Here is a 21,341-nt window from a genome sequence, read left to right as displayed (position 1 = left end):
TTATTTCCAATTAAAAACTATTTCTTTTTTAATATCGGGATGTAAACTATGAAAAACAGGACAATTCATGGCAGTACGTTCCAAAATAGTTTTTGTTTTTTCATCTGGATTTATAGACATTGAGAAAACTATATGTATTTCAGCAATACGTCTAGGTTCTGTTCCCATTATTTTCGTTACTTCTGCTGTAGAATCTAATAGATCCAATGTCATTTCTTTTGCTTTAATTGCCATAATAGTAAGTATACAAGAAGCTAAAGCGTTAGCTACTATATCCGTTGGAGAAAATGCTTCTCCCTTACCATGATTATCTATTGGAGCATCTGAAAGTATTTCAGTACCTGAATTTAAATGAATTGAAGAGGTACGTAATTCCCCTAAATAAGTTACTTTAGAAGTTGCCATTAATTTGCTTGCTTAATTGTTAAATCGGTATCGTAATATAAAATATAAATTCCTTTATTATAAAACCCTCCTTCTGGATTGGATTGGTAATCAAATCTACTTTCTGCTTGTTCTGTACTATTATCATTAGCCGTATCTGCAAAAGGTTTTTCTTGTATAAGTCGTAAAAGTGTATCAAATGTTACATCAAATCCTCTAATAGCAAATGTATTGGGATTGATTTTATTTTTTCTTTTATATTGATTTTCGAAATTTTGATATTCTTTAGAGGTATTTACTCTATATTGAGAAGGATAGTGCATTTTTAATTTCGTTAATCTATTCATTTGAATTTCTTCAAAATCAAGGGCTTCATTTTCTCCTAAAATAACCAATTTTATATCAAATTGTTTTTGTAAAGCTAAAAGATTAGTTGTAATAGATAAAATTAAATTTGTTTTTTCTGTCTCCATTACTACATAATTTGTTTTGCCCGCAACTAATAATGACTTCAAATGAGAAACTTCCAAAACACCTGTATCTGAAACATTTACAAATTTAGTTTCTTTATAATTTTCTTGTATATATTGCTTTGCTGATTGTTTTTTAGGATCTACTATTGCTATAATATTTCCATTTTTTGATCGCATAAAATCAAACATGGCTCTTTTAATATCTTCTGACAAAGGAGTGGCTTGATAAAGATTAGGGAATTTTTTATCATAATCTTTAGATAATGGCGAAATAACAGGAACTGTTTCTAATATAGCGGCTAATTTTTCAACATTATTTTGATAAAAAGGCCCTACAACAGCATCGTATGTTTTTAAATCATATTCATTTACCAAAGTAGGAATATTGGAAGAAGATCGTGTTTCATCTGAATCTAAAATGGTTACATCTACTTTTGCGCCTAATTTATTAATAGAATCTATCGCTATTAGAGCTCCTGAATAAAAATCTAATGTCATGTTTAGAAATTTATCTTTTTTAAGTCTTGATTTAGTAGAGTTAATAGTATCTTGATCTAATTTTGCAATATTAAAAGGTAACAAAAGAGCCATTTTTTTAGCCGTTACTGCTGAAATATTTTTTGTTAAATCAAAAATTTCTCTTTTTACTTCTCTCTTCTTAGAAATAGCTGGAATTTTTAATATCATGCCTTCTTTTAAACCTTCTTTTAAATCAGGATTCATCAGTATTAGTTCTTCTTGAGAGCATCCAAATTGATTCGTTAAACTATATAATGTTTCTTGTGCTTTTACTGTATAAGCTATAGTGGCTCCTTTAGAAGTTTCTATTTTTTTTGTTTGATTAGGCTCTTCTATTTTGGATTTTATTACTTCTTTTGTTTTATTTCCTTTGACCAATAAAATTTGACCAATAATTAACTCTTTTTGCGCAATATCGGGATTTTTAGTTTCTAATTCCTCAACTGTAATACCATATTGTTTTGCTATTCCAAATTTTGTTTCTTTAGCTACAACAGTATGTTCTATAAGTATTTTTTGCTGTGCATTTACATTTTTAGATACAGATTTCAGCTCTCCTTTTACAGGAATTTTCAAAACTTCATCCATCTTTAATCCATTTACAACTGTAGGATTAAGTTTTTCAATCTCGCTAAGTGTAACTTGGTATTTTTTTGCAATGCTAAATAAAGTTTCTCCTTCAATTACGGTATGATTAATGGTTTTAAAAACCTCTTTTTTAATGGTTTCCTTTTTCTTTTTAACAGCTATAACTAATATCGTATTGTCTGTTATCTTTGTACGTGCATCAGGGTTTAAATCATAAATTTCAGAGGCTGATACTCCGTATTTCTGCGCTATTTGAGAAATACTCTCTCCTTTTATCACTTTGTGTTTGATCATAGCCACTTGAGCTGACACAAAATGTCCTCCTAAAATAAATAAAATCCCAAAAATTTTTTTCATGTGTGTAAATTATATTTAGTGCAAGTTTAAAAAAAAATTAAATATCAGATCTTAACAAAGTGAATAGATAAAATCAATTCATTGTTCCTAAAATGATTTTGAATCTAAAAAAATATACCGATTTTGTTCTTAATGTAGTGAAACTCTATTTTCAAAAAATTTCCCTCTATTTTTATCTTCTATATCTTTTCCTATTTATTATAAAATCTAACGCATTTACTTAATCAAATTATTATTAGAATTAGTATTTCACTACCAATCTTCGTTTTGAACTATCTCTTATTCAATTTTCTTAATTTAAAGAATCTTAATCATACTCATAAATAACTGATAATAAATATATTTCATCTTATTTGACTCTTTTTTAAAAAGACTACTTGCAAGGTCAAATTTAGAGTTCTTTTTTGATTTGAACAATGAACAGTTTTTTAAATAAATCAGATCTTGGTTTTACTTTATATTCAAACAATGCTTCCTCTAATGTTTGATATTTATTTGTATAAACATAATAGTCCAAATTATTTATGTTGTAAAAAAACTTTGTCTGACGCTCACCTGAGTAACTTAAACGAAGAGCAAACGCATCACGCTCTGTTGATTCAGCAAAGGTATTTGCTACTAGATAAAAACCTGTTTCTAATTCGGGAAGATTATTAATTATTTCAATTTTAGTAGACTCTTCATTGGAATTATTTTCACTTAAAGTTTTTCTTTTCTGATCAAGTGTTACTATGGTATCAGTAGTTTGAGCTACAGGAATTTTTTTTTGAGCTCGTTCTAATTTTAATAATGCTAGTCGATCATCAAACTCTCTTGCTTCCATGCTATAAAAAGTAGCTTTAGCTATTTTATGTTTTAAAATTGTTTTCTTCTCAGATTCTAAATCATTGATTTTAGCTAATAAGTTTTCTTTTTTTCCTTCTTTTATTGTCAAATCTTGATCTATTTTCTTTATTTCATTAAGTCGTACTTGGTCTTTATCTGATAGTTGTTCTCGTATTTTCTTCTTATACTCTTGATTTTCTTGTTGATTTATTTTTTGAACTTTTTGCATAACACCTACAATTATTCGACGATTTTCCGTTAAATCTTGTTTTAATTGTTGTACTAAGTCCGTTGTTTCTTTCCGCTTTTGTTCTGATTCTTTTTGTAATCGTTTAGACTCTTCTAAAGATTCTATGTTTTTTGTTTTTAATTCTTTCAAATCATATTCCATTGTAACAACTAAAGAATCTAATTTAGCAATCAAAACTTCTTGAATTTTTTTATTAGCATCTAAAATCAATCGTAATCGTTCTACAGAGCCATTTTTAGTTTCATCAATAGCATTTAAATTAATATTTAATTTATTGAGCGTAACCATTTTTTTATTGAGTTCTTTTTGAACTTTCAACCGATCTTCTAGATCTTCAATTTTTACGGTCTGTGATTTTGATTTTTCAACAATAGCTTGTTTTTCTGCTAATGCAATCATTAACTCTTCATTTTCATTTTGTGCTTTAATAATACTTTTATTAATAGCTAATTTATTTCCTATTACGAATCCACTAATAATCTCTGGATTTTGTTTTTCTAATTGATCAATCGTTATGCCATATTTTTTTGCAATTGAATATTTAGTTTCTTTAGCTTCTACTGTATGAAAAAAAGTTTCGTTATTAATAATTCTCACTCTCCCATCTACTGTCTTTTTTTTATTAGGAATTTCTATTTTTTGTCCTATTTGAAGTCCTTCTTTTAATAAAGTTTCATTTTTTTCTTCTAAATCTTTTACAGAAACATTATACAAGCGTGCAATGCTAAACAATGTTTCTTGTGATTGTACTTCATGAAATTTACCATCAAAAACTACCTTCCTTTCATAAGGAATTCTTTGTTGAGGAATATTTAAGACAATACCTTCTTTTATTGGATTTTGAGTAAGCAATGGATTGGCTTCTTTTAACTCTTCAACTGAAAGTTGATACTGTTTTGCTATACTATATAAGGTTTCCTTATTTAAGACTTCATGTTTATCATAACGTACGGCGCTTACATCATTTTTCTTTAACATATAAGAAATAGAATGTACATTCGGTATCATCAAAATTGTATTTTCTTGAATTCCTTTTTCAGCTCCTGTATTAAGTTTTATAATATCTGCTTTTAAGACTTTATATTTTAAAGCAATAGATTCTAATGTTTCATTTTTTTGAATCAGGTGTTTGAGTGTTCTTTCTTGTTGGGCGTAATAAAATTGAGATAAAAAGAAAAAAATAAAAAGTAGGTATTTAAGCATAAGTTTAGTAATTTATTTTGAGAACACCAATTTAAATAAAAATGCCATGTATTTTTTATTTTACATGGCATTTTATTTTCATATCATCTATAAGAATTACTCCCACTCTATAGTTGCTGGTGGTTTAGAGCTAATATCATAAACAACTCTATTAACCCCTTTTACTTTATTAATAATTTCATTCGATATTTTCATTAAAAATTCATACGGTAAATGAACCCAATCAGCCGTCATACCGTCTGTAGATTCTACTGCACGAAGGGCTACTACTTTTTCATAAGTACGTTCATCCCCCATTACTCCTACACTATTGACTGGTAATAATATTGCTCCTGCTTGCCATACTTTATCGTATAAACCATGTTCTTTTAGACCTTGTATAAAAATAAAATCTACTTCTTGTAAAATTCTTACTTTTTCAGGGGTTATATCCCCTAGAATACGAATAGATAAACCTGGGCCAGGAAAAGGATGGCGGCCTAATAACTCTTCATCTATACCTAAACTTCTACCTACTCTACGCACTTCATCTTTAAATAGCATACGCAGAGGTTCTACTATTTTTAATTTCATAAAATCAGGCAAACCTCCTACATTATGATGCGATTTTATAGTAGCTGAAGGTCCTTTAACCGATACTGATTCAATAACATCTGGATAGATTGTTCCTTGAGCCAACCATTTCACATTTTCTATTTGGTGTGCTTCATCATCAAATACTTCAATGAATACTCGCCCTATGATTTTGCGTTTTGTTTCAGGATCTTCAATTCCTGCTAATTCAGATAAAAAACGTTCTGAAGCATCTACTCCTTTTACATTTAATCCCATTCCTTTGTATTGGTTTAATACGTTTTCAAATTCATTTTTTCGTAACAAACCATTATTAACAAAAATACAGTATAAATTTTTCCCTATTGCTTTATTTAACAATACAGCTGCTACTGTTGAATCTACACCTCCTGAAAGCCCTAATACTACCTTATCATCTTGGATTTTATCTTTCATTTCCGCTACAATATCCTCAACAAATGAGTTAGGTGTAAAATTTTGTGGTACTTCAGCAATTTTAACTAAAAAATTTTGTAGCATCTGTTTTCCATCCTCACTATGGTAAACCTCTGGATGAAATTGAATTGCATAAGTTAACTCTCCTTCAATACGATAAGCTGCATTTTCTACATCTTTTGTAGAGGCTAAGCGTACTCCATTTAGTGGTAATTGCTTAATCGTGTCACTATGGCTCATCCACACCTGACTATTAATATTTACCTCTTCAAAGAAAGCTTCATCATCTTTTATAAAAGATAAATTAGCTCTTCCATATTCTCTAATATTAGAAGGTGCTACTTCTCCCCCATTAAAATGAGCAAGATATTGTGCTCCATAACAAACCGCTAACAAAGGCATTTTACCTCTAATTTGAGATAAATCAGGATGAGGAGCATCCTCAGCACGAACTGAAAAGGGACTACCTGATAAGATTACAGCCTTGTAACTGCTTAAATCCGATGGAACATGATTAAAAGGAAAAATTTCGCAGAAAATATTTAACTCGCGAACGCGGCGTGCAATAAGCTGTGTGTATTGCGAACCGAAATCTAAAATAAGTACATTGTGTTGCATGTGCAAAAGTAAACATTTTCGGAAAAATTTCACAGATAAAGGATCTTTTTAATAAATACAATCTTAAAAAGCATATCATTATAATAGTGAAGGGACTGTTCTCAATTTAAAAGCAAAAAGAATAAAATTATAAACTCCAACTACTCTTCTTACAACACCTTAAAAACGAGGCGCTTGATTTCCTAAATAGTATTTTAATCGTAGAAATATTTTAGCTTTAACCTAGATCATTCTTTAGAAATTCAGTGTAAATTTTAAGGAAAAATCACATAACAGGCGTAATTTGACTTTTCCTTTTAGTCAAAATGAAAAACAATAGATTAAGCTACTACTTTTCCCCCCACATCTGAAAGAAAAACTTGCGTGTATTTTTATTTCTTTACTTTCATCTTCATTACAAAATCTGGGGTTAAGATTTTTTTATCTATTGTCATAAATATAAAAAAGAGGCTGTCCTAAAAGATCGTAATCTTTCATTTCAATCAAAAAAAGAAAGAAGGTACCTAAAAGGACAGCATCTTGTTTATTTCAAGCATAAAAAAACCAATAGCGTAGCTCTAAACTCTAATAGCTGAAATAAATCACAATATACGATAATGCGACTTCTCCTATCGTCTAAGTGATGAATTAGACGTTAAACCCAGATTACGCATTAGACCCGAGCGTAGCGAATAGACGAAGTAAATCTATTCCACTTTATTTTTCTTCCAATTCAAGCACGTACTCAAATTTTAATCATCAAAATAGTTCATTATTTCTTCTTCTAAAATTTTCCGTGAGCACTTGAATTTATTGAAAAATTTTGTTTCACAACCAAGTCTAATGCGGAATTCTATCTAACTTATTTTAAGTAATTGATAAAAATTAAAATCTCTAATTTGATTTTATCTTGTCCTATGGCTACAAAATGAGAACGTGATCCGACATTAATTGCTGCCACATTGGGATTTACAATTCGCATTTTTTCGAAACTTTTCATAAATTTTCTTTTTATTAAAATGCGAGGAAATGTAATATCTTAGCTAAAATTATTCTATACGAGACAACATGATGTTTGATCATTGATTGTCTCAAAGGGCTTCCATTTGGAAGCCTTTTTACATTTCAGCCAAAATTTGGAGGGGATAAATTCATCATTTTTTACATAGGCTTTGCTCGCAAGTGCAAGTTAGCTCTCATTTGTCAAAGAATAATACTTTCTTGAAATCTGGGTTAAATTTTGACTTTTCAAACACCCACCTCTTTATTATACTTACAAAATTTTATTAGTATACAATATTAAACGTTGTTTGAACATTAGAAAGTGACACTTCATTTACATGCACAAACGATAGTGTTACAGTAATAGTATTTTCTTTCTTGATTGCTTTAATTAATTTAAATCTAGGAAGTAACCATAAGGCATCTTGATATAACGCACGACGAGTTGAAGGTTTCCAAGTAGTACTTGCATCCTCTTTAACCATTTTTAGAGCATAAACTCCATTTGAAACCAATATATAACTTTGAGGATCTAAAATATTCGTATTAATATCATCTCGAATAATCCCCATTTTTACCATTGTTACCCATCTAGCAATTGTTCTTTCTAATAAACTAGTTACATCGCCATCATTAACTCCTCTCATTCTATTAGCCATAAAAAAATTCAATTCACCTGAACTTTCTGCATACCAATCTGTTTTTAATCTTTTTAAAGATTTAAAACCTTCAAATTCAAAATAAAAATCCGCAATTATTTTATTTTTTTTATCTTTTAAAATCAATTTACACGATATTTTATCCTCATTCCTATCTATTAAACGTTCTGAACCTTGATCAAAATCTAATTCAAACAGTTCTTCCTCTTTTAAATTTAAAAACCCTCTAAAGAAAGATCCAAAGTCAGTCAAAATACCTTGTGCAAAATATTTTGATGTCTCAGTTCTGTTAAGGGAAACGAATCTTTCATAATACTTATTTTTATCAAAAGAAACAGAAACTGGGTTATTTCTAGTTCCCTTATAACTAAAATTAAAACTAATCAATCTATCAGAACCCGTCACTTCCGAAATCGTAGATTGTTTTAAATCTTCATTAGTTAAATAATAATTTGCTCCTGACCTTGGAACAACATAAAAATCAATCCATTTACTTAAATACTCTAATGTGAACTTATCTGTTTTTTTTAATCTATATAATTCATCAAACGCTATAGGCAATGATTCTGGGTTATCCTTGTACTCTTTTTTCCATTCTACATTTAAATTTCTAGCAATTTCTACTTGACTCGGTTTTTTAACCAAATCTTGAAAAGTTACTATTTTAGAAAAATTCTTATCATTTACCTTTCCTAAAAATTTAACTATAACAATCCCTTTTTCTTCATCTTTAGACTCTAATACTGTTTCTTTTACTTCAATTTTTTTACCATTTATTTCTTTTAATCCTTTTATAGTTTCAATTTGACTCGTAACCTGTCCAACATTTTGGTCTTTTTTAATGCCATAATATTGATACAAATCCTCCTCTTCTATTTCTGCATTTTTAACAACTCCTGAATCTGTTATAACTTCTCCATTTGTTAACACCTGTTCTTCTTTACTACATGCCATAATCAATACCATAGCAAGACCCCAAATTACTTTTTCCTTCATTTCTTCAATTATTTAACCACGCTCTTTCTAACAAAATACATGCCAAAAGAACAAAAAATAAGACAAAAGAAAATAAATCTATTAAAATAAGATTAAAACAGAATAATAATCTAAATAATTCACAAAAAAGCTATTAAGTCTTAATTGGAAAACAAATAAGTAGTTTTTTCAAACAAATAACATTCTCATTAAATTCAGTAGAATTTATTTGTATATGCAATCAATCCGTTCCTTTTCCCTTTTATACGCGCTCAAAAACAAATAGTTCTTTTAGATAAGGATATTCTAAAAAACTGATAATCTAGAACTTTTCCTGTCGTTTAGGTAACAAACTGAATGTTAAGTCACTTATTAAATACTTTTATTTTTTATCCTGTAAAGCAAAAACTTGCTTTAACAAATCGCTAGTACGAGAATTAACATTAATTCGAATATCCTTTTCTTCTAGTGCAATCATTGTAAAAACACCATCAAGTGCTTTATTTGTTACATAATCCGTTATATCAGGATTAACTTTAGAAACAAAAGGAATCTTATTATACTTATCTATAATTGTTTTCCAAACAGCATCAGCTCCTACCTTTCCTATTGACTTTTGTACAACAGGATTAAATTTTAAGTAAAGAGGTTTTCGCGTTCCTGTTTGCAAAAATGCTGTAGCAGCATCTTCTCGTCCTAACAAAATATTTTTTGCATCCGTTATCGTTATATTTTTAATAGCATTTACAAAAATAGGCGTTGATTCTTTAACTGCATCTTCAGCTGCTCTATTTAGTGATTTAATACCATCATCAGCTAAATTCCCCATTCCTATTTTTCGCAACATACTATCTACTTTTTGCAGCTCATCAGGAAGTACAATTTTAACTAATTCATTACCATAAAAACCATCTACCGCAGTAAGTTTAGATACTTGATTTGTAACTCCTTTATTTAATGCCTCTTTCAATCCTTCCGAAATATCGAAAACATTTTTTTTTGTGGTATTAGTCATTACAGATTCCGTTGTTTTTTTTATAAAGTCTTTCAATTGAGCTTGACTCATACTTGGAATCAAAAAAGCGAGAATAAATATTCTTTTCATATTTTTAAATTATGTTACTCAAAAATATACAAATTATATGCCTAATTTATTTTTTTTATTTTCTTTCTTTTTTTTCACCTCTTTTTTTATCCCAAAATCAGTAAATTGCACCCGATAACTAAAAATCAAAATGGAACAAGTACAACCGTATCAACCCCAAAATAAAATTAGAATAGTAACGGCAGCGTCCTTATTTGACGGACACGATGCGGCCATCAATATTATGCGTCGAATTATCCAAGCTACTGGAGTAGAGGTAATTCACTTAGGACACGATCGTAGTGTTGAAGAAGTAGTAAATACGGCTATTCAAGAAGATGCTAATGCTATTGCCATGACTTCTTACCAAGGTGGTCATAACGAATATTTTAAATATATGTATGATTTGCTAAAAGAAAAAGGAGCAGGTCATATCAAAATTTTTGGTGGCGGTGGAGGCGTAATTCTTCCTTCTGAAATTGAAGAATTACACGCTTACGGAATCACAAAAATTTATTCTCCAGACGATGGTCGTGCCTTAGGATTACAAGGAATGATTAACGAGTTGGTTACACTAGCAGAACCAGCCCCCCCCGCGCCCGAAGGGGGAGCCAATGAGATAAACGATAAATTGGCTGAAAAAGATGTAAATACCATATCAAGACTTATAACATTAGCAGAAAACGAACCCGATACTTTTCACAAAGTATTTCAGGCACCTCCTTCGGGGGCTGGGGGGCTTGTCCCCGTTCTAGGTATAACTGGTACAGGTGGAGCAGGAAAATCTTCGTTAGTAGATGAATTAGTACGTCGATTTTTAATCGATTTTCCTGAAAAAACTATTGGTTTAATCTCTGTCGATCCTTCCAAACGTAAAACAGGAGGCGCTTTATTAGGAGACCGTATTCGTATGAATGCGATCAATAGCCCACGTGTGTATATGCGTTCGTTAGCGACACGTCAATCGAATTTGGCTTTGTCTAAATATGTAGCCGAAGCCATTCAAGTATTGAAAGCGGCTAAATACGATTTGATTATTCTGGAAACTTCGGGAATTGGTCAGTCGGATACGGAAATTTTAGACCATTCGGATGCATCGTTGTATGTAATGACACCTGAGTTTGGTGCGGCTACGCAGTTGGAGAAAATAGATATGTTAGATTTCGCCGATTTAGTAGCTTTAAATAAATTTGATAAACGAGGTGCCCTTGATGCGATTCGCGATGTGAAAAAGCAATACCAACGCAATCATAATTTATGGGAGGTAGATCCTGATACTATGCCGGTTTTTGGTACCATTGCTTCACAGTTTAATGATCCAGGGATGAATACTTTGTATAAGTCGATTATGGATAAAATCGTGGAGAAAACGGGTGCCGACCTAAAATCGACTTTTGAAATTACACGTGAAATGAGCGAGAAAATCTTCGTGATTCCGCCCCATAGAACACGTTATTTATCTGAAATTGCCGAAAATAATCGCAAATATGACGAAACCGCTTTATCGCAAGTGGAAGTAGCACAAAAGTTATACGGTATTTTCAAAACTATCGAATCGGTAAATGGGAATCTACCACAAATCGATAAAGCAGGAATCATTGAATCTTCGTTGAAAATAAATGAAGGTAACAAAGATTTCTTAGGTTTATTAATCAAAGAATTCGATCGCGTAAAAATGAATTTAGACCCGTACAACTGGGAAATTATTCAAACGTGGGACGACAAAGTAAACAAGTATAAAAATCCAATATATTCTTTTAAAGTACGTGATAAAGAAATTAAGATTCAAACACACACGGAATCGCTGTCACATACTCAAATTCCAAAAGTAGCCCTTCCCAAATACCAAGCGTGGGGCGATATCTTAAAATGGAATTTACAAGAAAACGTACCAGGGGAATTCCCATTTGCATCGGGATTATATCCGTTTAAGCGTGAGGGTGAAGATCCTACGCGCATGTTCGCGGGTGAAGGAGGTCCAGAAAGAACCAACCGCCGTTTCCACTATGTATCCTTAGGAATGCCAGCTAAACGTTTATCAACAGCATTCGACTCGGTTACTTTATACGGAAACGATCCAGACCACCGACCTGATATTTACGGTAAAATTGGTAATGCAGGGGTGTCTATTTGTTGTTTAGACGATGCTAAAAAATTATACTCCGGTTTCGATTTAAGTCATCCTGCTACTTCGGTGTCGATGACGATAAACGGACCAGCACCTATGTTGTTAGGCTTCTTTATGAATGCTGCCATTGACCAAAACTGTGAAAAATACATTAAAGAAAATGGTCTTGAAGCCGAAGTAGAGAAAAAATTCAAAGAGGTTTATGATGCTAAAGGATTAGAACGTCCTCGCTATAACGGCGAATTACCAGAAGGTAACGACGGATTAGGGTTGATGCTTTTAGGTCTAACCGGTGACCAAGTGTTACCTGCCGATGTGTACCAAGACATCAAAGTAAAAACCTTAGCGCAAGTGCGTGGTACCGTTCAAGCCGATATTTTAAAAGAAGACCAAGCCCAAAATACCTGTATATTCTCGACCGAGTTTGCCTTACGTTTAATGGGTGATGTTCAAGAATATTTCATCACACAAAACGTTCGTAATTTCTACTCGGTTTCTATTTCAGGGTATCATATTGCCGAGGCTGGTGCCAATCCTATTACACAGTTGGCATTTACCTTAGCCAACGGATTTACGTATGTAGAATATTACCTAAGCCGAGGAATGAACATCAACGACTTTGGTCCTAACTTATCGTTCTTCTTCTCTAATGGTATCGACCCAGAATATGCGGTGATAGGACGTGTAGCACGTAAAATTTGGGCAAAAGCCTTAAAGAATAAATACGGTGCTAATGAAAGAGCGCAAATGTTGAAGTACCATATCCAAACATCTGGACGTTCGTTACACGCACAAGAAATTGATTTTAACGATATCCGTACGACTTTACAAGCCTTGTATGCGATTTATGATAACTGTAACTCGTTGCATACTAATGCGTATGACGAAGCGATTACGACACCAACAGAAGAATCAGTTCGTCGTGCCATGGCAATCCAGTTGATTATTAATAAAGAATTAGGATTAGCGAAAAACGAAAACCCTATCCAAGGTTCGTTTATCATTGAAGAGTTAACTGATTTAGTAGAAGAAGCCGTATTAGCCGAGTTCGACCGTATCACTGAAAGAGGTGGAGTACTAGGGGCAATGGAAACAATGTACCAACGTTCGAAAATCCAAGAAGAATCGCTGTATTACGAAACCTTGAAACATACGGGTGAATTCCCAATCATTGGGGTAAATACCTTCTTAAGTTCAAAAGGATCACCAACGGTAGTGCCTGCGGAAGTAATTCGTGCGACGGAAGAGGAAAAACAATTCCAAATCAAAACCCTAGAAAACTTACATAAAGCCAAAGCCAAAGAAGTAGAAGGACAAATCGCGATCATTCAAGAAGCCGCGATCCAAAACCACAACATCTTTGAAAAACTAATGGATGCCGCTAAGGTATGTTCGTTAGGTCAAATTACTAGCGCCTTGTTTGAAGTGGGAGGGCAATACCGACGTAATATGTAAGAGGAATTAATTTATAGAAATTGAAATGCCCCTGACGGGGCATTTTTTATTCAATTAATTTCATTGTTTCCTCTAAATGTCTTTTCTGTTCCATATTAAAAGGTTTTAAAATTGACCTTTTATTTGTCAAGTCGGTTAAAATTAATTTTGCTTCATTATTCATTGATTCTTTGTTATAATTATTCACTGTTATTTTATTATCTTTCGATTCGGCTATAGAAAAAATTATTTGTTCATCTTTAGGTTTATTCTTATATATAAATTCTAGAATAATTTTTCTATTATCTTCATCTATATCTTCTTTAAAAATAGCGTCTAATAAAAATGGAAATCTATGTACATATTCTGTTTCTTTAATTACTTTGTTAAATGCAAAATAATAAGCTAACATTGTTTTTAAAAGTTCCACTCCTTGCTTAGGAAATATACCCATCCAGTAAAGCAATGTGTATTTATCGTCATCGAATTTTTTTACCTTCAATTTATCTAAATAATCAACGAAGTAATTTTTAAATTGAAAATCCCTTGAATTTCTATCTTTTTTTATTTCATCATCAGTTTTGAATTTTTTTAGTTCATCAATTTTCTCGTTAAGCAAAATAGTTGTTTCTCCAATTTGGGTTAAAACATTTTCAGTTAGCTTTACTTTTGTTTTATTATCTAACCAAGTTCCAAAAGTTAAATCTTCAATTTTATATTTGATTAACATTGAATAATCTTTTGAAACTAATTCTTTTTGATTGGAAATGCTTTCTTCTATACTGTTTTTTGAACTTTGTAAAACTTTAAGTTTTTCTTTTATACTTTCAATTTCTGAATTTGTGTTGTTTACATCTTGTGAGTATTCATAAATATTTTCTAAAAGACTTGGTAAACTTTGATTACAAGTAGGGCAGTCGTCCTTGATTGGATTTTCTTTTTTTAAAGAAGTCTTTATTTTTTTTAAAATTTTTAATCTTTCTTCATTAAAAGTTATTTCGTTACATTTTATTAAATATTTTTTCTCTGTTTGTATTAACTCTTCTTTGTTCTTTTTGTATGAATCTATATATTCATTCGATTTAGAAATAAATGATTCATCTTTTAACTTTGAAAGATTTAATTCGTCGTCTTGTTTTTCAATATTTGTAAGGAATTTGATTTGATTATCTAAATCTTTTTTCTCTTTTTCAAGCTTTTGTTTTTCTAATCTATCAAATTCGTTGGTGATACCTAAATAATAATCATAATAATCATATTTGAAATTTCTAAAAAAATCTAAACCGCGAAATGATTTTAAAGCCAAAACCCAACCGTAATCTTGGGCAACATAATAAGGTAAAAACATAGCTTCGATAGAAGCTAATTTATATTCACCAGATGTTTCTAAATGTAAGTTGAAATCAAATAATTCTGATAAATAATGTTTTAATTTAATATGTTCCTTAGATGAATTGCCACTGATTCCTGAAAATTTTTCTATAGGATGATTTTCTCGTTTAATAAAAATAAAATCATCATCACGAATAATTGTTATATATTCTTCATTCCCTCTTTTTAATATAAAATCTAATCTGAAGATTACTTTTTCTGATAAAATTTCAGTTAATTTATGTTTTTCGTCATTTATACCAAAAGTATAATGAATAGCTTGAATAATAGTGCTTTTACCTGATGTGTTTTTTCCGTGAATAATATTTATTCCATTAATAAAATTCGTGTAGAAACTTGTTTTGTTTTGTTCACAATAAATAAAAAAATTTTTATAAATCACTTGAGATTTCATAGTTGTTTTCTTTTAGGTGTAATACTTCAAATAAAGCTGCGAATAGAATTGCTTTTAGTTGCAAGTCATTAAAATTTGTTCTCTCGGAACTTTTAAATAACTCAAATAGTTCATATACACCATCTTCTTCTGAATATGAGGATAAATTATTAATTTGCTTTTTAACAAAGTTGAAAATCTTTTTATGTTCGGCTTCTTTGATACTTTTAAATAAATCAAAAGCACTATCAAATGCTAATTCAAATATTTCTTTTTCAGTAATTCTAATTTTTAATTTTGAAGAAACTTCTGCTTTTTTTCTATGCCAATAATCAAAACACTTTGCTTTTGTAGTTAAAATTTTGAAAGCATTTTCAACTTCTGAATTGCTCACTCTTTTTGTTTTGTCTAATAACTTTACTGTATTTCCTTTATTATAAGTTGTTTCAATTTTTCTAAACAGACTAATTAAAGTGTCAATTGCAGCTCGTTTGTCAAAAATTTTATTTCCAAATACTTCATCTATTTTTCCAACAAGTTGATTTTCTTGCTCTTTTTCGGTTGTTGTAAATGGAATCCAAATGAAACTTAAATTGTCCAATTCATTATGTAAATCAATTTTAGTAATATTTGATTTTATTTTTTCTTTAATTTCATGTGGTAAAATTGGAAAAATTGAATTTGGATTGTCAGCTTTTATAGAAACAGAAATTGCAGGTAACCTTTTATCTTTTTTTGTGCCTTTTGGATTGGGATCATATTTTAAATCAATAGTTTGATTAGAAGAAAAATAGAGAATATGATTATATGCAGAAGATTTAGAAATTCCATCCTGAATTAATCCTTTTCCAGTTTTCAATAATTTGGTTAATATTTCATATAGTTCAGGATTTAATCGCCAAATATCAGGTGATTTTTTTTTAGATTGATATGCTTCTATTAAGGAAACTTCTTCATTATCATTAATAAAACAAAAAAGAAAATCTTCGTGATGTTCAAGACAGACGAAATACTTTTTATTTTGAAACTTATTAAAATAATTCTCCAATAACAAAAAAATCGCAGTGTTCCTCTGCAAAGCGAATCCGTTTTGTGCGTCTGGTCCTGAATTTATTGTTTTATCTGTCATCTATGTTTATATTTTTAAGGGGATATGATAGTTTACGAATTAATTTATCTTAAAATATTTTAGTATTATTTTTTACCATAATGCTTTTTTTTATCAAAAATATTTACTTCGCATTACTATTGCCCTATCCAAATATAAAGAAAAGGATATTAAAATAAAATCTTACAAACTACAATTAAAAAGTTTTAGACAAATTTTAAAAAATGCAGTAAAGAGAAAAAGGAATAATGAATTGAGCATCTTTTTATTAGTTAAAAATTATATTTGCAAAGTTGCTTAAAGCGAATAAACCAATACAATATGCTAAAAACTTATTTCATCTTACTACTAACTATACTTTCCATCAGTTGCAAAAAAGAAACCACTACCATCGAAGTGCCAAAAGTAGTAAAAAAGATGCAGCCAACATCAATAAACGCTAATACAAAATCTATAGATGATGATTTTAAGTCTTTTCTTGAGGTTTTTAGCAAAGATTCTGTATTTCAAGTAAGCCGTGTTACGTTTCCATTAGTACTTGAAGAATGGATAGATCCTGAAACAGGCACAGAAAAGAAATTAATAAACAAAAAAGCTTATGAAACTATTGATTTTCGCTATCCTAAAGATGCTTTAACTAGAGAATATGATCGTTATACCCAAACGGTTAAGTTCAAAGATAATAAAGCAGTTGTTGAAATTAGAGGGGTTGATAACGGCATTTATGCAGATTATATTTTTGAGAAAATAAACGGGAAATGGCTATTGATTTCGTGTAATAACCAATCGATATAAATAAAAAAAGAGTATTGAAAAAAATCAACACTCTTTTTCTAAAACTATCAGTATTAACAATTTACATTTCTCTAAAGATTGTGTGCATTAATCTTTTCTTATCATTGATACTTTCTTCTAAAGAAATCATAGTTTCTGTTCTATACACCCCATCAATATCGTCAATCATATAGATTACATCTTTAGCATGTTTTGTGTCTTTTGCTCTAATCTTACAGAAAATATTAAATTTTCCTGTAGTCACGTGAGCAACTGTTACAAAAGGTATTTCATTAATTCTTTCTAAAACAAACTTGGTTTGTGATGTATTATTTAAAAATACTCCAACGTAGGCAATAAATGAATATCCTAATTTTTCATAATCCAATGTTAATGAAGATCCTTGAATAATACCTGCATCTTCTAATTTTTTAACACGTACATGAACAGTCCCTGCTGAAATTAAAAGCTTTTTTGCAATATCTGTAAATGGTATCCTCGTATTATCAATTAACATATCCAAAATCTGATGATCAACCTCATCTAGTTTAAACTTACTCATATAATTATTTCTTTGTTTGTGTTTTATTTTTTAGTTTTTGTTTAAAATAATTCAAAAATATCACTTTTTAAGTACACCATTTACAAAAATATTGTTAATATTTACAGAAAAATTAATATTTCTTCCTGGTTTGGGATAATTTCCAAATTCATCCTGATATAACCCGCCTTCTAGGTCATAAATCTGATGTGCGAAACTTCTTTCTAAGTCACCAATTTTCACAATTTCGGCTTCAAAATATACCTTTTCTTCAAAAAGGACTTCTTTATAGTGGGATGCAAATTTAGTAATAATATCTAAAGATTCGTCTTTTAACCTAACATTTTTGTAAATAAAGTCATAAAAATTGATTTTATTTTGCGGAATATTCAAATATTCTTTTAAATCTACTTCTTCTTTTTTTAAGGAAATAATAGATTTTAATCCTGCTATATATGCTATATATATATATTTTCTGGTTTCTTCTCTTTCATAATCATTTTGATAATGCCCAGCTTCGAACAAAATAGTAGGTACTCCTGAATACTGAAAATAATCTCCAATGCAATTTAAATTAAAAGTATCATCAAATCTTCCTATTTGATCAGGTATATACTTTTGTAATTCAGTATTCATTGCTAAAATTACTCTTACTGCTTTTAATCTGCATTCATTATATTCGCAAGCTTCATTAAAAGAAGGTGCCAAAAAAGAAATTGTTGCTGGCTTATCTAAATTACCTACTCCAAATATTGTACGTTGATCATGAAGGTTAAAACAAAAATCAGGTTTAAATTCTTGAAATACTTTTCGTAGAATTTGTGATTCTGGTTGTGTTAAGGCTACTGAATCTCGATTTAAATCTATTTGATTAGCATTTACTCTTGTATAAGCAGCTGCTCCATCTGGATTAACAATAGGTATAATAAATAAGGTGCATGCTTCCGCTATTGCTTTGGCCAATGAATCATTTGAATCTAAAAATTTAAAAAAATCAAATAATGCTTTGGTGGTTGTGGATTCATTTCCGTGCATTTGCGACCACATAAATATTTTGGTGGTTCCTGTTCCAAACGTAACGGAATAAATAGGACGTCCTTCTACTGATTGACCTAAAATTGTTTTTTGGAAACGAGGACTCAATTCTTTTAATACTCTTTCTAAGTGAGTATTGGTAAGATAACGTCCTGAAATACTTTTTTCTTTATATTTTAAATAAAAATCCATTTTTATCTGATTTTTTAATAATTTAAGATAATCGCATAGTTTTTCCTCGAAAAAAAATACCTTTAAAAATTAAATTTAAAAAATACTTTTTTTCTTTATTAAGAATAAAGACAATGTGAAAATCAAATTAACAAAAATAGTAGATGTAATTTTTCCTTTATGTATGGAGAATAAATTACTATTTGGTAAAACTGTATTCAGGTACTTTTCCTACTAGACCATTAAAATAGCTTTCTAAGATTGCGAAATCTTTTTCTTTATCGCCAGAAGGTATCATTTTAGGAAAAGCAATTACTTGTTTATTTTTCCAATCAAAACCAATGGCTACAATGGGAACATTGGCTTTTAAGGCTATATAATAAAATCCCGTTTTCCACTCTGAAACTTTTTTTCGAGTTCCTTCTGGTGAAATAGACAGTCTAAACTCTTCTTTTTGAGAAAAAATTTTAGCGATTGCATCTACTTTATTTTCATTTTTAAAGCGATTAAGAGGCTCTCCTCCTACCCATTTAAAATAATAACCAAAGGGAAATTTAAAGAGTTCTTTTTTGGCAACAAAATTTATATTAATACCTAAAGAACCTCTTGTTAATAGTCCTATATAAAAATCATGCCAACTAGTATGAGGAACTACAGGCATTACACTTTTTTTTATATCAATCATGTAGGATTGGTAGTCTCCTACTATTTTCCATCCCATTAACTTAAAAAATATAAAACGGTATAATCTTTTTTTCATTTCTTTGAGGCTTCGTATGTATTTGATACAAAAGTAATTCAAAATTTTTATCTTATACTAAAAAAGTTGCCTTTAAAAGTTATAAAAAAACACTTTTATTGTTTTTTATATTTATTTTATTGTATTTTTTTTAAAAAAACCAAATAAACAACATGTATTGCTTAAAAATAACTACATTTTATTTTTTGTTTTTTTCACATTCCTAAAGCAATTAAGGTTAAAGCTATTTAACTTCAATCTGTTCTAGATACCTTTGGGTTATAAAATCAATATCTTTAATGGATTTACGAGTCCAATCAATTCGTTTTTCTAAAAATTCTGCATCTGTTAAATGCCAATTAATATTAGAATGGCGTAATCTATTACTCAAACTTTGTATAATAATAGCAGCTGATACGGAAATATTTAAACTTTCTGTAAATCCTACCATAGGAATTTTTAAGAATCCATCTGCATTTTTTATAACTTCTTCCGATATACCTAACCTTTCCGTACCAAAATAAATAGCTGATGGCTTGGTAATATCAAAATCTTCTAACATGCTATCTTTTTCGTGTGGAGTGGTTGCTATAATTTGATACCCTCTTGTTCTTAAATCATTAATACAATCTTGATTATTAGAAAAACGTTTAATATCTACCCATTTTTCAGCTCCTAGGGCAATTTCTTTATCAATTTTTTTTCCAAAGCGTTGTTCTACTACATTTAGTTCTTGAATACCAAAAACTTCACAACTTCTCATAACAGCACTTGTATTATGTAACTGATATACATCTTCGCAAACTACAGTAAAGTGTTTGGTTCTGTTAGCTAAAATCTTTTTAAAACCTTCTTTTCTATTTTCTGTTATAAATGTTTCTAAATAATTTAAATATTTTTCATCTTGAAATAAGGATTGCATTGTAAATGTTTTTAATTATATTGGCAAAAATAATTAAAGTTATGAATGTTTTTTATGAATTCATTTATTCATAAAAAACATCCCTTTTTTATAATCCTAAAAACATCATCATAAATGAAAAAAAAATTAGTTATTTTAACAGGAGCTGGCATGAGTGCTGAAAGTGGTATTAGCACCTTTAGAGATTCTAATGGATTATGGGAAAATCATGATATTATGGAAGTTGCTTCTCCAGAAGGATGGCAAAAAAATCCTGCTTTGGTTTTGGATTTTTACAACAAACGAAGGGCTCAACTTAAAGAAGTTAATCCTAATAGAGGACATGAAATAATAGCTGAATTAGAGGAAAAGTTTGATGTACAAATCATAACACAAAATGTTGATAATTTACATGAACGAGCTGGCAGTTCAAAAGTGCTTCATTTACATGGAGAACTAACGAAAGTAAGAAGTACAAAGAATAGTCATTATGTAATTGATTGGACAGATGATTTACATATAGGTGATACAGCTCCAGATGGATCGCAACTAAGACCTCATATTGTTTGGTTTGGCGAAGCTGTTCCTAATATAAGTGAAGCAATTCCTTTATTAGAAAAAACAGATATTTTAATTATTATAGGGACTTCGTTACAAGTTTATCCTGCTGCTGGTCTTATACGCTATACCAAAAAGCATGTCCCTATTTATTACATAGATCCCAAGCCTGCAAAAATAATGGATTCTCGAAATATTATTGAAACAATTTCTTTAAGTGCTAGTGAAGGCATAAAAAAATTAATAGAAAGAGGGATATAACC

At 29.8% G+C, this 21,341-nt stretch carries 16 protein-coding genes; 3 read left to right on the top strand and 13 right to left on the bottom strand.

The window, feature by feature from the left end:
* The 7 genes from NAB20_RS10690 to NAB20_RS10660 form a co-directional block, all read right to left on the bottom strand.
* Positions 1-405, bottom strand: coding sequence for an OsmC family protein (locus NAB20_RS10690; RefSeq protein ID WP_088390919.1), 405 nt, complete (start codon positions 403-405; stop codon positions 1-3).
* Positions 405-2,321, bottom strand: coding sequence for a LysM peptidoglycan-binding domain-containing protein (locus tag NAB20_RS10685; protein ID WP_375605115.1), 1,917 nt, complete (start codon positions 2,319-2,321; stop codon positions 405-407). The genes NAB20_RS10690 and NAB20_RS10685 overlap by 1 nt, the downstream gene beginning before the upstream one ends.
* Before the next feature lie 391 nt (positions 2,322-2,712).
* On the bottom strand, positions 2,713-4,599 hold the full coding sequence (locus NAB20_RS10680; RefSeq protein WP_375605114.1) for a LysM peptidoglycan-binding domain-containing protein: 1,887 nt from the start codon (positions 4,597-4,599) through the stop codon (positions 2,713-2,715).
* Between the two features lie 96 nt (positions 4,600-4,695).
* Positions 4,696-6,225, bottom strand: a complete 1,530-nt coding sequence (gene guaA / locus NAB20_RS10675) for a glutamine-hydrolyzing GMP synthase (RefSeq protein WP_105196976.1) — start codon at positions 6,223-6,225, stop codon at positions 4,696-4,698.
* Positions 6,226-7,066: 841 nt separating this feature from the next.
* Entirely contained in the window at positions 7,067-7,204 is a 138-nt protein-coding gene (locus tag NAB20_RS10670; protein ID WP_164849063.1) for a hypothetical protein, read from the bottom strand.
* 286 nt (positions 7,205-7,490) lie between these two features.
* Entirely contained in the window at positions 7,491-8,861 is a 1,371-nt protein-coding gene (locus NAB20_RS10665; protein WP_375605113.1) for a hypothetical protein, read from the bottom strand.
* A gap of 361 nt (positions 8,862-9,222) precedes the next feature.
* Positions 9,223-9,945 (bottom strand): DUF4197 domain-containing protein, encoded by a 723-nt coding sequence (locus NAB20_RS10660; RefSeq protein ID WP_088394123.1) that lies wholly within the window; start codon positions 9,943-9,945, stop codon positions 9,223-9,225.
* A 130-nt stretch (positions 9,946-10,075) separates the two neighbouring features.
* Here NAB20_RS10660 and NAB20_RS10655 point away from each other — a divergent pair, with 130 nt between their 5' ends.
* Positions 10,076-13,507 carry a methylmalonyl-CoA mutase family protein gene (locus tag NAB20_RS10655; RefSeq protein WP_375605112.1) on the top strand — a complete coding sequence of 1,144 codons (3,432 nt, stop codon included), beginning with the start codon at positions 10,076-10,078 and terminating at the stop codon, positions 13,505-13,507.
* 46 nt (positions 13,508-13,553) lie between these two features.
* Here NAB20_RS10655 and NAB20_RS10650 read toward each other — a convergent pair whose 3' ends face one another.
* Both NAB20_RS10650 and NAB20_RS10645 read right to left on the bottom strand, forming a co-directional pair.
* On the bottom strand, positions 13,554-15,272 hold the full coding sequence (locus NAB20_RS10650; RefSeq protein ID WP_375605111.1) for a hypothetical protein: 1,719 nt from the start codon (positions 15,270-15,272) through the stop codon (positions 13,554-13,556).
* Entirely contained in the window at positions 15,250-16,380 is a 1,131-nt protein-coding gene (locus NAB20_RS10645) for a hypothetical protein (protein ID WP_375605110.1), read from the bottom strand. Before NAB20_RS10645 ends, NAB20_RS10650 begins: the two co-directional genes overlap by 23 nt.
* A gap of 300 nt (positions 16,381-16,680) precedes the next feature.
* Between NAB20_RS10645 and NAB20_RS10640 the strand changes: the two genes are divergently transcribed.
* Positions 16,681-17,154 (top strand): DUF4348 domain-containing protein, encoded by a 474-nt coding sequence (locus NAB20_RS10640; protein ID WP_375605109.1) that lies wholly within the window; start codon positions 16,681-16,683, stop codon positions 17,152-17,154.
* 61 nt (positions 17,155-17,215) lie between these two features.
* Here the strand turns inward: NAB20_RS10640 and NAB20_RS10635 are convergent, their stop codons facing one another.
* The 4 genes from NAB20_RS10635 to NAB20_RS10620 form a co-directional block, all read right to left on the bottom strand.
* Positions 17,216-17,695: an Lrp/AsnC family transcriptional regulator gene (locus NAB20_RS10635; protein WP_014165284.1), complete on the bottom strand. Its 480-nt coding sequence runs from the start codon at positions 17,693-17,695 to the stop codon at positions 17,216-17,218.
* 60 nt (positions 17,696-17,755) lie between these two features.
* Positions 17,756-18,901, bottom strand: a complete 1,146-nt coding sequence (locus NAB20_RS10630; protein WP_375605108.1) for a M14 metallopeptidase family protein — start codon at positions 18,899-18,901, stop codon at positions 17,756-17,758.
* A gap of 178 nt (positions 18,902-19,079) precedes the next feature.
* Positions 19,080-19,640, bottom strand: coding sequence for a 1-acyl-sn-glycerol-3-phosphate acyltransferase (locus NAB20_RS10625; protein WP_164849076.1), 561 nt, complete (start codon positions 19,638-19,640; stop codon positions 19,080-19,082).
* Between the two features lie 223 nt (positions 19,641-19,863).
* On the bottom strand, positions 19,864-20,541 hold the full coding sequence (locus tag NAB20_RS10620) for an RNA methyltransferase (protein ID WP_088394716.1): 678 nt from the start codon (positions 20,539-20,541) through the stop codon (positions 19,864-19,866).
* Between the two features lie 114 nt (positions 20,542-20,655).
* Between NAB20_RS10620 and NAB20_RS10615 the strand changes: the two genes are divergently transcribed.
* On the top strand, positions 20,656-21,339 hold the full coding sequence (locus NAB20_RS10615; protein ID WP_105196465.1) for an NAD-dependent deacylase: 684 nt from the start codon (positions 20,656-20,658) through the stop codon (positions 21,337-21,339).
* The last annotated feature ends 2 nt before the right edge of the window (positions 21,340-21,341 follow it).

Origin of the sequence: Flavobacterium davisii (assembly GCF_042182265.1) — a bacterium.
In the GTDB taxonomy this organism is placed as follows: Bacteria; Bacteroidota; Bacteroidia; order Flavobacteriales; family Flavobacteriaceae; genus Flavobacterium; species Flavobacterium davisii.
Note: the sequence above shows the minus strand (reverse complement) of the source record. Positions and strands in the feature narration are given on the sequence as shown.